The sequence below is a fragment of the Haloactinomyces albus genome (genome assembly GCF_031458135.1).
GTDB lineage: Bacteria > Actinomycetota > Actinomycetes > Mycobacteriales > Pseudonocardiaceae > Haloactinomyces > Haloactinomyces albus.
Window position 1 is genome coordinate 4,180,011 of sequence record NZ_JAVDXW010000001.1, and the last position, 12,507, is coordinate 4,192,517.

Sequence of the window (12,507 nt, forward strand, 5' to 3'; positions counted from 1 at the left end):
AACGATGGAATTCCTGGTACGCACCGAAAACCTGCTGCCGCCCGACGTGCCGGACGAGACCCGCGAACAGCTCCGCAGCGGTGAACGAGAACGCGCCCGGCAACTGCGCGAGGCCGGAATGCTCAAGCGGCTGTGGCGGGTTCCCGGGCGTAACGCCACCGTCGGGCTTTACGAGGCCGAGGACCCGGCCGCGCTGCACGAGGCCCTGGCGTCGCTGCCCATGTGGAAGTGGATGGACGTCTCCGTCGAGGTGCTCGCCACGCACCCGCAGGAGAAGTAAAGGCGGAGAAGTCGGTGGGTTGTGGCTCCGGAAGGGATACACAACCCACCGACTTCGGTGGTGCGAAGCGGGTCAGGCCGGGAACCCGACCGCTTGGGTGTCCATGAACTCGCGGACACCCTCGATGCCCATCTCGCGGCCCATGCCGCTGTGGTCGAAGCCACCGAACGGGGCGCGCTCGTCGAGGTGAGCGGCGCCGTGGGCGTTGACGAAGGTGTAGCCGGTCCGCAGCCGTGCGCCCAGCAGGGCAGCCCGGTCGAGGTCCGGGGTCCAGACCGAGGAGCACAGTCCCGACCAGGTGTCGTTGGCGCGGGCAACGGCGTCGTCCTCGTCCTCGAAGGGCAGGATCGGCAGGCTCGGGCCGAACTGCTCCTCGACCACGACGCGGGCATCATCGGCCGGGTCGAGCACCAGGGACGGCAGGAGAAAATTGCCGCGCGCGGCTTCGGCGCTTTCGGCGGCCTGTCCGAACTCGCGGACCTCGGCACCGGACTCGCGCGCCTGCGCGGTGAGCTCCCGCACGTACTCCAGCTGCTGCCGACTGTGCAGCGGCCCCATGGTCACGTTCTCGTCCAGCCCGTGGCCCAGCCGGGTGGCGGCCAGGTGCTCGGAGAGTCCCTCGACCACCTCGTCGTAGCGTGACCGGTGCACGTAGAGCCGCTTGATCGCCATGCAGATCTGGCCGGTGGAGTCGAAGGTTCCGGCGAACAGGCGCTGCATCGCCTCGGGGCCGAGGTCGGCATCGGCCGACACGATCGCCGGATCGTTGCCGCCCAGCTCCAGGGCCACGCGGGTCAGCGACTCGGCGGCCATCGACATGATCCGTTTGCCACCGTTGGTGCTGCCGGTGAAGCAGACCTTCTTGACCCGGTCGTCCTGGATCAACGCAGCACCGATCTCCGCGTCGGTGCCGGTGACGACGTTGAGCACGCCGGGAGGCAGGGATCGAGCCACGAGCTGCACCGTACGCACGGTGGCCAGCGGGGCGGTGGGCGGCGGCTTCACCACGACGGTGTTGCCTGCCAGCAGCGCTTGCGGCAGCGAGGCGGCCAGAATCGCCAATGGCCAGTTGAACGGCACGATGATCGTCACGACTCCCAGTGACCGGTAGGAGACCTCGGTCCGGTAGGGCGGTGCCGGTAGGGACGTCACGTGCTCGAGCTCATCGGCCAGACCTGCGGCCAGGTCGAAGCGGTGCGCGAACACCATGGAGTCGACGTGGGATTCCTGCAGGATCTTGCCGTTCTCGCGGGTGAGTACCTCCGCCGTGGCCGGGCGGTCGGCCTCCAGCGCGGCCAGGGACTCGGTCAGCAGTGCGGCTCGTTCCCGCGGGGTGCGGGTGGCCCACGCCGGGAACGCCCGATGGGCCGCGGCAACCGCGGATTCGGCTTGCTCGGCGTTCGCGGCTGCGGCGTAGCCGACGGTCGATACCCCGTCGGCCGGGTCGAGCACCCGTAGCGCGTCATCGGCGTTGCGGGTGTCGCCGTCGATGAAGAGCTCGGTCCTGATCTCGGGCAGCTGGTCGGAAGACACCGTCATTTGTTTCCTCGGGGATCGCAGGGGCCGCGCAACGGCTGCGTACTGTGCGCCGGATCACGATAGGTCGGAGAGCGTGCGGGATACCCGGTACGCCCGGCCCGATGTGTCCGGTCCGGTGCGGCAGGCCGGACCGAGACTTTTGACGTAGGTGCGTCCCGTTGGCTGCCGACGGTGCCGCCCGCCCGCCCGCTCGAGGCGCCGATCACGACGAAAGAGCCGTTCGCAGGGGTGGGTCGACACGGCCGCGACGCTCGCCGATGAGACACATGACGTAGCTCGGGCGCCGCAGAAGACCGATGAATTCAGCACGTCGACCGACTTGCATTCCCTACAACCACAACCGTGAGACCATCGTCACTCGCGTGGTCCCACGGACATCCGCCGTCTTCGCTTCCAGAGGAGTACGCACCCGTGGCCTCACAGAGACCCTCTACCGGGCCTTCGAAGAAAAGCCTCTTCGCGGCCAGCTTGATCGGTACATCGATCGAGTGGTACGACTACTACATCTTCGGTACCGCCGCTGCGCTGGTGTTCGGGAGCCTCTTCTACCCCGATTTCTCCCCTGTGGCCGGCACCATCGCGGCCTTCGGAACTTTCGCCGTGGGATTCATCGCTCGTCCGCTGGGTGCCGCGATCATCGGTCACTTCGGTGACCGGATCGGCCGCAAGTCGATGCTCGTTCTCACTCTCCTGCTGACGGGTGGATCCACGTTCCTCATCGGCGTGCTGCCCACCTATGCCGCCATCGGCATCGCAGCGCCGTTGCTGCTGCTCGTGCTCCGCCTCGTTCAAGGCTTCGGTGTGGGTGGTGAGTGGGGTGGTGCCATCCTGATCGCCACCGAGCATGCGTCCCCGCGGCGTCGTGCGATCTACGGCAGTTTCGCCCAGTTCGGCGTGCCGATCGGTGTACTGGCCTCCAACCTGGCATTTCTCGCGGTCTCGGGAATGTCCGACGAGAACTTCATTGCCTACGGTTGGCGCATCCCCTTCCTGATCAGCCTGCTGCTGGTGATCGTCGGTTTCCTTGTCCGCAGCCGGCTGGCCGATGCGCCGGAGTTCCAAAAGGCCAAGCAGGGAAATACGGTCAGCAAAGTTCCGGCCGCGGAGCTGTTCCGCCGCCGGCCCCGCACTCTCGTGCTGGCCAGTCTGGCCGCCATCGCGCCGCCCGCGGTCGGCTACACGGTGATCGTGTACATGCTCACCTACGGGACCACGGTGGTGGGCTTCGAACGGAGCATCCTGCTCACGCTGATACTCGTCTCGACAGCGGTGTGGATGGGCACGATCGTCGTCTCGGCGGTGGCCTCCGACCGCTTCGGTTCCAAGAAGGTCTACGCGCTGGGCACGTTGACCGCCGTGCTGTGGCCGATCCCGATGTTCGGTCTGGTGAACACCGGCGCCACCGGCTTGGCGCTGTTCGCCTTCATCGTTGCCGCGATCGTGCAGGGCATCATGGCCGGAGCCCAGGGCGGCCTGTTCACCGAGATCTTCGACGTCAGCTTCCGCTACAGCGGAATCTCCATCGCCTACCAGTTGGGCGGCATGATCGGCGGTGCCGTGACTCCCATCGTCGCGACAGCACTTTTCGGTGCGTACGGCTCGTCTCTGCCGATCGCCTGCTACGTGATGGGGCTGTCGCTGGTCAGCCTGCTGGCCGTCCTCGGACTCCGTCAGAACGGTGCGGCCGTACGAGCCGAACAGGCGAACGCGCCCACCACGGAGACCGAACCGGCGGCGTAAGCTCATGTGCAGTCCGCCACACGCTGCTCCGGCTGAATCCTCCCGGGACCTCGGCCGGAGCAGCACTGGTGTGCGAAGCGATACACGGCTTCTCGAGTACCGTCCCCGACAAAGGTCGGCTCGGCACAGGCGCCGGGCCGGTGACGAGGTAGAGGTGCACAGCGACGTGGGACCAACTGCCGAATCCGCCTGGTCGCCGGGCACGATCGACGATTCCGTCCTCCAGGCCCTGATGGAGGTGTCCGCCGACGGTCTGGCCGTGCTGGACAGATACGGGCGCTTCGTCATGCTCAATACCGCAGCCACCGAACTTCTCGGTCTCCCGCCCGACGAGATCGTCGGGCGCACGGCCCCTTTCGAGATCGGTGACGTGTCGCCGCACGGCTCCCGGCAAGACCGCCACCACACGGCATGGTCGGCCCCGGACGGGCGTCGACGCGATCTCGAGTACTGCCTCGCGCCCGTGGCAGGAGGGGCACATGCGGTCTGGTTCAGCGACGTGACAGACGCCCTGCGCCAGCAGGAACGGCTGACAGCCATCGCCAGGGCGGCATCCAGCGTCGCCGACGCGTGCTCGCTGCGCGCGACCCTCGACGCGGTGGCACGGGAGATCGCGATGACGGCGAACATCGCAGCCGTTCAGATCCTGGCCATGGACGACCCCCGCGACGAACTGCGGGTCCTGGGCATGGCCGGCTTCGACGACGCCGCGGACTTCACCGAACGGCTGAGCGCCTGTCGGCGACGGGGCGCCAGAGTCAGCTTCATGGACGCGTTCCAGAACGGTGAGCCGGTCGTGGTCCCGCACCGGAAGGCCGCGATCCTGTCCGACCCGGCCTGGGCCCCGCTCCACGGCATCATGAGCTACCCCGACTGGGACAGTTTCGTGTCCATGCCCTTGATCGTGCGCGGCAGGGTCCTCGGTGTGATCAACGCCTACTACGTCCCCGACGAGGACCCCGGTCCGCACTCACTGGCCTTCCTCGAGGCGATGGCCGACCACGCCGCCGTGGCCATCGACACCGCCTCGCTCTTGACCCAGACGCGGTCGCAGGCACAGCTGGACGAGCGCCGTAGGCTGGCCAGGGACCTGCATGATTCGGTGGTGCAGCAGTTGCTCTCGATGCGCATGCAGGCCAAGGCACTGCATGCGCAACTCGACCGCGTGGACGCCGATCCGGGCAGGATCCGCAGTGGCGCCGAAGAGCTCGCGGAACTCTCCCGGAGTGCTCTGGCCGATCTCCGTGGACTCGTCTTCGAACTGCGCCCCCTGGACCTGGCCGAGCGCGGCCTCGTCGAGGCCGTTCGAGCACATGCCGCGAGTCAGCAGGCGCGGAACGGTCTCGCCATCGACGTCCGGGCATCCCCCGACCTGGAACCGGACTCCGGCATCGACGTCCAGGAGGACCTCTACCGCATTATCCAGGAGGCACTGCACAATGTGGTCAAGCATGCCCATGCCACGGCGGTGAAGATCCGGTTCGCCCGTTCCGAGGACGGTGACTTGGTTGTCGAGGTCATCGACAACGGATGTGGCCCCGACCGCACGTCCGGCACCTCCACTGCGGGCGAGGCGGAGCACGAGACGCTCGGGCTGGTGTCGATGCGAGAAAGGACCCAGCGCTGGGGCGGTCGGCTTGACGTAGGTGCCTGCCCGGCAGGTGGCTGGATGGTTCGAGTGGTACTGCCAGGCCCGGGCGCATCGATTGTCGGAACCGGGGAGGGAGGGACCGATGGCCGGTGACGAGACCTCCACCGAGATCATCCGGGTCATGGTCGTGGACGACCATGCGATCGTCCGTCGTGGTCTGCTGGCCTACATCGACACCGTGCCCACTCTGCACGTGCTCGGAGAGGCAACCGACGGGCAGCAGGCGGTCACCCTGATGCGGCAGTGGCAGACCCTCGGCGAGCCCGTGCCCGACGTGGTGCTGATGGACCTGCAAATGCCGCGCTTGGGCGGTGTGGAGGCGACCGAAGCCATTGTCAAGAACCACCCCCAGGTGCGGGTCGTGGTGCTGTCCAGCTTCGGTGAGGTGGAACGGGTCCATGCTGCGCTCGCGGCGGGCGCGGCCGGTTACGTGCTCAAGGATGCCGATCCCGACGAGGTCGCCACCGCGATTCGGGCCGCCGTAGCGGGAGAGGTGCACCTGGACGCGGCCGTGGCCCGTCAGCTCACCAAGCGGATGGCCGCGCCGCATGTCGGGCTGACGTCCTTGACAGAGCGGGAGCGGGAGATCCTCACCCTCGTCGCGCAAGGGCATTCCAACCGAAGCGTTGCCGACCGTCTCGTGATCAGTGAACGCACGGCGCGGACACATGTCAGCAACGTGCTGGCCAAGCTTCAGCTCTCCTCGCGCACCCAGGCCGCGCTACTCGCCATCCGCGAAGGGCTCATCTCCTCACCCGACTGATCCGCCGTGGGCACTTGCGCAGAGGTGTCCGGGCGGCGCCGGTAGCGTGCCCCACATGCAACATGTGGCCTTGCACAGTGTCGAACTCGCGACCCTGCGCAGACGTTGCCGAAGAGAGGACGACATCCGCGAGCTCCTCGCATAGCACCCTGTCCGTCAAAGTGAGAACGGTTCACACAGCCCGGAAGCGCCTCTCCGGATGAGGGGCGTACGGCGTCGGCACGACGTACGCCCCCCATGAGCGTCGATCAGACGGTGGAGTTGAGCCAGTAGTAGGCGGGTTTCGGGTTCAGCGAGTCGTCGTACAGACAGGCTGCGCCCTCACCGGGGAAGGTGTCCGGCACCCAGGAGTGGCGGTCGGTGAAGCCCCAGGTGGTGAACTCCACGCAGCGGGACACCGCATGGCATGCGTCCCAGGCCTGCCTGAAGTAGCGCGCCTGGGTCTCGAGCTTCGCTTCGGTGGGCGGTGTCGCCATCCGCGCATCGATTTCGGTGATTGCGACGTCCACGTCGAGGTCGGCGAACCGTTGCAGGTTCTGGTGGAAGCAGCCGGGGAACTCGTACTGGATCGACAGATGTGTCCGGAACCCGACGCCCTCGATCGGCACCCCTTGCTGCCGCAATGACTTCACCAGGTTGTACAGCGCGTTGCTCTTCGCGTTACGCCACTCGGTGTTGTAGTCGTTGATGTACAGCTTGGCCGAGGGATCGGCCTGGTGCGCCCAGCGGAAAGCGTCGGCGATCCAGCCGTCACCGAGCTTCTGCTGGAAGATCGAGTTCCGGCGGGTGCCGTCCTCGGTGAACACCTCGTTCACCACGTCCCACGCCCGGATCTTGCCCTGGTAGCGGCTCACCACCGTGGTGATGTGCTTTTTCAGCACCGAGCGCAGCTCGGTCGCGGACAGGTTGTTCAGCCAGTCCGGATGCTGTTTGTGCCAGACCAGCGTGTGCCCGCGCACGGTTTTCCCGTTCTGCTGGGCGTAATCCACGATGGCGTCCGCGCCCGACCAGTTGTACTGGCCGCGGTTCGGTTCGAGGACCGACCACTTCATCGCGTTCTCCGGCGTCATGCTGTCGAACTCGCGGGTCAGCACGGAGCGGTAGTCATCCTCGCTCGTCAGCGCGGATGCGGCCACCGCGCTGCCGACGTATCTGCTGGTGGTGTCCTTCAGCGGTTGCGCTGCTGGAGCTCGACGGTGGGGCGGTGGCGGATCTGGGGCTGGAGATCAACGCGAACTACCTCGCCGTGCGCGGAGTCGACCTCGCCGAGAGGGTGTTGATCGATCGCCGAATCGGGTTCGACTCGGTTCAGGCGGGTGCGTCCCGCGCGGTGGGCGAGCTGACACGACTCGCGGGTGAAGCGATCACCGAGCTGGAGCGGGCGGGCACGCGGCTGGCCGGTATCGGCGTGGCCGTACCGGGGATCGTGGACGTGCCGAGTGGCACCGTGCGCTACGCACCGAACCTGCTTTGGCAGGACGTGCCGATCGCCGAGGGGCGACTGCTGCGCGGTTCGGACGGTTTCAGTGGGGAAATCGGGCACATCCCGGTCGATCCCTACGGGCAAACGTGCGGTTGCGGGCGGAGTGGATGTCTGGAGACCAAGATCGGTTTGGCTACGGCGGTCCGAGCGGCCGCACCGGATATGGCCGGAACGTCCCGCGATCCCGAGGAGCAGGCGCGGGTACTACTGCAGCGCGTGGAGGCCGGCCACCCACAGGCCCTGGCCGGCCTCGACGAGATCGGTCGCTGGCTCGGCATCGGGATCTCGATCGCGGTCAACATGCTCAACCCGGGCACCACCGTGCTCGGTGGGTACTTCGCCACGGTCGCTCCCTACGTGGTCCCGACCGCGATGCGGGAACTACGGAGCCGAGCCATCGCGGGAGAGGCGGCGATATGCCCCATCACCGCTTCGGCCTTCGGTTTCACCGCCGACCTCCTCGAAGCAGCCGCCCAACGCAGCACGCACTACGAACACCTCGACCAACTCGCACTCGAACACCTCCTGGGAATCTGAGACATACCACCGGTGGACCGACTCGCTTTCGCATGGTTTTCGAAATCCGCACCGGACTCCGGCGGCGGCCGTTTCACTTTTCGGCGAGGGTTCGGTGCAGGAAGTCGACCAGCCAGCGCTGGGCGGGGCTGCGGGAGCGTTCGGGCAGCGCGTACAGGGCGATCTCCAGCGGTTCCAGGCTGATCGGCAGCTGCAGCAGGCGCACCGGGTGGCTGGCCGCGTAGGCACGGCCGGCGTAGGCGGGCACGATGGCCACCATCTCGGAGCGCTGCACCAGATAGGGCAGCACGGAGAACTTGGCGACCTGCAGCGCGACGTGGTCGAGCAGTTCCAGGGTCTCCAGAGCGAGCTTGGGACCGACGTGACCCGAGGGACCATCGACGAGGATGTGTCGTTCGGCGCGCAGCTGCGCGGCGCTCACCGACTCGCCACGCAGACGGGGATGGTTGCTCGCGACCATGGCGAAGTAGCCCTCGGAGAACAGGGGGATCCGGCGACTCTGCGGTGAGGACAGGATCGGTGTCGCGATGAACGCATCCACCTCACCTCGGCTCAACTGGCGAGGGGAGTCGCTCGTGTCCAATGGGCGCACCATCAGTGAGACTCCGGGTGCCTGTTCCTGCAACGGACCGAGCAGTCGAGGCAGCAGGGACGCCTCGCCCAGGTCGGACAGACCGATCGTGAAGCGCGCATGCGAGGTGACGGGGTCGAAGGCACGGGTGGGGGCGATCGCGTGCTGGATTCCGGCGAGTGATTGCTGCAACGGCTCGTACAGCCGATCCGCCACCGCGGTGGGGACAAGCCCATGCCGGCTGCGGCGGAACAGCTCGTCGCCGAAGTGCCGACGCAGTTTGCCGAGGCTGTAGCTCACGGTCGGCTGACTCACGTGCACGGCCTCGGCGGTCGCGGTGACGTTGCGGGTTTCGTAGAGCAGCACGAAGATCCGGACCAGGTTGAGATCGAAATCAGTCATATCGAACGCATCTATATTTCACGAGAGAACTATCTATTGGATTAGTAGTACTCCTGCTCCATACGGTGGGGCAAGCCACAGACGCCAGGAGGTTGCAATGCTGGTTCGCGACGTCGCGTACGAGATCATGCGTCGGCACGGGATCACGACGATCTTCGGCAACCCCGGTTCCAACGAACTGCCCTTCCTCACCGGTATGCCCGATTCCTTCCGCTACGTCCTCGGGCTGCATGAGGGCGCCGTCGTGGGGATGGCCGACGGGTACGCCCAAGCGACGGGGCAACCCGTGATGGTCAACCTGCACGCCGCATCGGGATCGGGCAATGCCATGGGAGCCCTGACCAACGCGGTCTACTCCCGCACACCACTGGTCATCACCGCAGGACAGCAGGTGCGCCCCGCGATCGGACCGGAAGCGATGCTGGCCAACGTGGATGCCACCCAGCTCGCCAAGCCCCTGGTCGGCTGGGCGAGTGAACCCAGTTGCGCCGGCGATGTGCCGCGCTCCTTGGCACAGGCGATCGTCGAGGCGCAGCTGCGCAGGCGACCGACCTATCTGTCCGTCCCCTACGACGACTGGGATGTCGAGGCGGAACCCAACGCACGAGCGGTGCTCGACCGCTCCGTCGAACGAGCGGCACACCCCGGCCCGTCGCAGATCGCGCGGCTCGTCGGCGAGGTGCAGGCGGCGAAGCGGCCGGCGTTGGTCCTCGGCGGGGACATCGACACCGACGGACTCTTCGACCAGGCAACCGCGCTCGCCGAGCGGCTGGGCGCTGCGACCTGGGCGGCGCCGTCACTGTTCCGGCTGCCCTTCCCGAACCGGCACCCGCTGTTCCAGGGGGTGCTGCCCGCCGGGATTGCTCCGCTCGCGGAGGCGCTGGCCGGCCACGACCTGGTGCTGGTGCTGGGGGCGCCGGTATTTCGGTACCACGAGCACCTGCCCGGTGAGTACCTGCGGGAAGGCACGCGGCTGCTCCAGATCACCGATGACGCCGAGGCCGCGGCGCGGGCACCGTTCGGTGCGGCCGTCGTGACCGAACCGGGGGCGGTGATCGGTGAACTGCTCAAGGCACTGCCGGACAATCCCGCCGAGCCGTCCGCCTACACCGTGCCTGCCGCACCGGCCGAGGGTACGGACACCGCGTTGCATCCCGAGCAGGTCTTCGCGGCACTGCGCGACACGCAGCCGGCCGAGACCAGCTACGTCGTCGAGTCGACGTCGACCAACGGGTCGTGGTGGCGCCAGGTGGATCTGCGCCGAGGGGGCTCCTACTTCTTCCCCGCCTCCGGCGGTTTGGGTTTCGGTATTCCCGCTGCCGTGGGGGTGGCCCTGGGGCGGCCGGACCGACCCGTCGTGGGCGTGATCGGAGACGGCTCCGCCAACTACGGCATCACCGGGCTGTGGACCGCTGCGCAGTTGGGAGTGCCGGTGACCTACGTGCTGCTGCGCAACGGCAGCTATGGTGCGCTGGAGTGGTTCGCCGACTTGCTCGACGCCTCCGATGCTCCCGGGACGACGATCCCAGGCCTGGACTTCACCCGTATCGCCGAGGGGTACGGAGTCTCCGCGATCCACGCCCGGAGCCTGGATCAGTTGCGGGCCGTGCTGGCCGAGTCTCCCACGGGGCCGCGCCTGATCCAGGTCGACACCGTGACCACCACCCCCGCCTGACCGGGCGAGCCTGTAATCCCTGCTGATCTCCTTCGTCGATTTTTCGGGAGACCCCATGACATCCAAGTCACGCCTTTCCTGGCCGGCTGCCCTGTGCTGGCTGACCGTCATGCTGGAAGGCTTCGATCTGGTCGCGCTCGGCGCGGTCGGCCTGGCACTCCAGGACGCCGTGGGTCTGGAGTTCACTCCGACGGAGTTCACGATGGTCGCCACGGTCTCGCTCGTCGGGGTGATGGTCGGTGCGGCCTTCGTGACCCCGCTGGCGGACGTGATCGGGCGTCGCAAGGTACTGATCGCCTCCGTGGCGAGCTTCTCGCTGTTCACCCTGCTGATTCCGCTGTCGCCGAACGTCGAGGTCTTCGCGGCACTTCGGCTGCTGGCCGGAATCGGACTCGGCGCCTGCATGCCGACCGCGCTGGCCGTGATGTCCGAGTACCTGCCGCCCGAGCGCCGCGCGCGGGCGAACACCACCACCATGACCGGCTACCACTGCGGGGCCGTGGCAGCGTCCTTGATGGCCTTGGCGGTGCGCGACACCTGGCAGGTGCTGTTTGTCGCAGGCGGTGCGGCCGGGCTGATTCTCGCGGGGATCATGTGGTCGAAGTTGCCGGAGACCGCCTCCGTGCAGGCACCGGCCGAGAAGGCCGAGAAAGCCGAGAAGGTCACCGTGCTGGACCTGCTGCGTCCGCGGTTCCTGCGGACCACCTTGTCGGTGTGGGTGGCCACGTTCATGGGTCTGCTGCTGGTCTACGGGCTCAACACCTGGCTGCCCAGCCTGATGGAGACGGCCGGCTACGACGTGTCGACCTCGATCACACTGCTGTTCGTGCTCAACGCCGGCGGTGTCCTCGGGATGTTCCTGGCCGGTCACGTGGGCGACACGCGGGGGATCTCGCGTACCATTCTGATCTGGTTCGGCCTCGGCGCGGTTCTGCTGGCGGCATTGAGCATTCGCATTCAGGTGAGCCTGCTGCTCAACGCGGTCATCTTCCTGGCCGGTGTTTTCGTCTTCTCCGCCCAGGTACTGGTCTACGCCTACATCGCCCAGTCCTACCCGGAGCGGATCCGCGGCTCGGCGCTGGGAATCACCTCCGCTGTCGGGCGGTTCGGCGCCATCGGTGGTCCCCTCATCACCGGGGTGCTGGTCAGCACCGGTGTGGCCTACCCGTGGGGCTTCTACTTCTTCGCGGCTGCAGCACTGCTCGGGCTGCTGGCCATGGCCGCGGCACCCTGGGTGTCGCGGAACGTGGGAGCGGGCGGTGCTGCGTCCGAGAGCGTCACTCGGACTCCGGCACCCGACCGGGTATGACGGAGCGCTGGGCTCTCGGGTCGGCTCACCCGGGAGCCCGGACGCGGTCCGGCATGCACTTACGGGGAATGGCGATGGATATCCGCAGTCGACCAGCGCGTGATCGGCATCAGGAATCGGCTGGGGCGAGGACGATGTCGAAGCGGGCCCGGGCCCAGAACCGGTCGCCGAGATCCCGCCCATCGGGGGTGGGGTGCCTGCCTCCTGCTGCACGAACTGCTTGATCAGCGAGTCCTTGGCCCCGAATACGCTGTCGCCGATCTCGGTCTGCGGGTCACCGTCCCCGAAGATGTGCGTGACGAGCGTGCGCAGACCTTCCGCGGTGACCAGCCTTCCGCGGTGACCAGGAAGTGCAGGTGCCGGGGCAGGGACTGCATCACCTGTTTCCTGCGCGGGTCGGGTGTGTTGTCGAACGAGGTGAGGACCTCCTCGACGAGGCGGTCCTCGACGGCGGCTTGTTTGGCGGGGACCTGTTCCGCGGAGTTCGGGGCGTGCTCGGTGGAGTCGGTCATGGCGGTGTTTCCCTTCACCGGGTGCTGCCCGCGTGGGCGGCGCGC

Annotated in this window: 11 protein-coding genes and 1 pseudogene; 7 read left to right on the forward strand and 5 right to left on the reverse strand. The window is 67.4% G+C overall.

Going from position 1 to position 12,507, the window contains the following annotated elements; genetic code table 11:
* The first annotated feature begins 4 nt into the window (after positions 1 to 4).
* Positions 5 to 280, forward strand: coding sequence for a muconolactone Delta-isomerase family protein (locus JOF55_RS19700; protein WP_310276425.1), 276 nt, complete (start codon positions 5 to 7; stop codon positions 278 to 280).
* Between the two features lie 72 nt (positions 281 to 352).
* On the opposite strand, the gene JOF55_RS19705 is transcribed toward JOF55_RS19700, so the two are convergent.
* A complete protein-coding gene (locus JOF55_RS19705) occupies positions 353 to 1,819 on the reverse strand; it encodes an aldehyde dehydrogenase family protein (protein ID WP_374727319.1) in 1,467 nt (488 codons plus the stop codon).
* A 468-nt stretch (positions 1,820 to 2,287) separates the two neighbouring features.
* Here JOF55_RS19705 and JOF55_RS19710 point away from each other — a divergent pair, with 468 nt between their 5' ends.
* The 3 genes from JOF55_RS19710 to JOF55_RS19720 all read left to right on the forward strand — a co-directional run bounded on the left by JOF55_RS19710 (position 2,288) and on the right by JOF55_RS19720 (position 5,973).
* A complete protein-coding gene (locus JOF55_RS19710; protein ID WP_310276430.1) occupies positions 2,288 to 3,559 on the forward strand; it encodes an MFS transporter in 1,272 nt (423 codons plus the stop codon).
* 166 nt (positions 3,560 to 3,725) lie between these two features.
* Positions 3,726 to 5,303, forward strand: coding sequence for a PAS domain-containing sensor histidine kinase (locus JOF55_RS19715; RefSeq protein WP_310276432.1), 1,578 nt, complete (start codon positions 3,726 to 3,728; stop codon positions 5,301 to 5,303).
* Entirely contained in the window at positions 5,293 to 5,973 is a 681-nt protein-coding gene (locus JOF55_RS19720) for a response regulator (protein WP_310276435.1), read from the forward strand. The genes JOF55_RS19715 and JOF55_RS19720 overlap by 11 nt, the downstream gene beginning before the upstream one ends.
* A gap of 248 nt (positions 5,974 to 6,221) precedes the next feature.
* On the opposite strand, the gene JOF55_RS19725 is transcribed toward JOF55_RS19720, so the two are convergent.
* Positions 6,222 to 7,145 (reverse strand): endo-1,4-beta-xylanase, encoded by a 924-nt coding sequence (locus tag JOF55_RS19725; protein ID WP_310278472.1) that lies wholly within the window; start codon positions 7,143 to 7,145, stop codon positions 6,222 to 6,224.
* A 32-nt stretch (positions 7,146 to 7,177) separates the two neighbouring features.
* On the opposite strand from JOF55_RS19725, the gene JOF55_RS19730 reads away from it, so the two are divergent.
* Positions 7,178 to 7,993: an ROK family protein gene (locus JOF55_RS19730; RefSeq protein WP_310276437.1), complete on the forward strand. Its 816-nt coding sequence runs from the start codon at positions 7,178 to 7,180 to the stop codon at positions 7,991 to 7,993.
* Between the two features lie 73 nt (positions 7,994 to 8,066).
* Here JOF55_RS19730 and JOF55_RS19735 read toward each other — a convergent pair whose 3' ends face one another.
* Complete coding sequence (locus JOF55_RS19735) at positions 8,067 to 8,966, reverse strand: LysR family transcriptional regulator (RefSeq protein ID WP_310276439.1); 900 nt, start codon at positions 8,964 to 8,966, stop codon at positions 8,067 to 8,069.
* A gap of 97 nt (positions 8,967 to 9,063) precedes the next feature.
* On the opposite strand from JOF55_RS19735, the gene mdlC reads away from it, so the two are divergent.
* On the forward strand, positions 9,064 to 10,641 hold the full coding sequence (mdlC, locus tag JOF55_RS19740) for a benzoylformate decarboxylase (protein ID WP_310276441.1): 1,578 nt from the start codon (positions 9,064 to 9,066) through the stop codon (positions 10,639 to 10,641).
* A 55-nt stretch (positions 10,642 to 10,696) separates the two neighbouring features.
* Complete coding sequence (locus tag JOF55_RS19745) at positions 10,697 to 11,950, forward strand: MFS transporter (RefSeq protein WP_310276445.1); 1,254 nt, start codon at positions 10,697 to 10,699, stop codon at positions 11,948 to 11,950.
* A 109-nt stretch (positions 11,951 to 12,059) separates the two neighbouring features.
* Here JOF55_RS19745 and JOF55_RS24560 read toward each other — a convergent pair.
* Positions 12,060 to 12,283, reverse strand: a pseudogene (locus JOF55_RS24560) (hydroxyquinol 1,2-dioxygenase); the annotation flags it as partial.
* Positions 12,175 to 12,462, reverse strand: a complete 288-nt coding sequence (locus JOF55_RS19750; RefSeq protein WP_310276448.1) for a hypothetical protein — start codon at positions 12,460 to 12,462, stop codon at positions 12,175 to 12,177. The pseudogene JOF55_RS24560 and the gene JOF55_RS19750, both read right to left, overlap by 109 nt.
* Positions 12,463 to 12,507 lie beyond the last annotated feature (45 nt).

Excerpts from the sequence above, each read along its gene's own strand:
- JOF55_RS19700 (WP_310276425.1), top strand. The coding sequence starts at position 5 with ATGGAATTCCTGGTACGCACCGAAAACCTGCTGCCGCCCGACGTGCCG.
- JOF55_RS19705 (WP_374727319.1), bottom strand. The coding sequence starts at position 1,819 with ATGACGGTGTCTTCCGACCAGCTGCCCGAGATCAGGACCGAGCTCTTC.
- JOF55_RS19720 (WP_310276435.1), top strand. The coding sequence starts at position 5,293 with ATGGCCGGTGACGAGACCTCCACCGAGATCATCCGGGTCATGGTCGTG.
- JOF55_RS19735 (WP_310276439.1), bottom strand. The coding sequence starts at position 8,966 with ATGACTGATTTCGATCTCAACCTGGTCCGGATCTTCGTGCTGCTCTAC.
- mdlC (WP_310276441.1), top strand. The coding sequence starts at position 9,064 with ATGCTGGTTCGCGACGTCGCGTACGAGATCATGCGTCGGCACGGGATC.
- JOF55_RS19745 (WP_310276445.1), top strand. The coding sequence starts at position 10,697 with ATGACATCCAAGTCACGCCTTTCCTGGCCGGCTGCCCTGTGCTGGCTG.
- JOF55_RS19750 (WP_310276448.1), bottom strand. The coding sequence starts at position 12,462 with ATGACCGACTCCACCGAGCACGCCCCGAACTCCGCGGAACAGGTCCCC.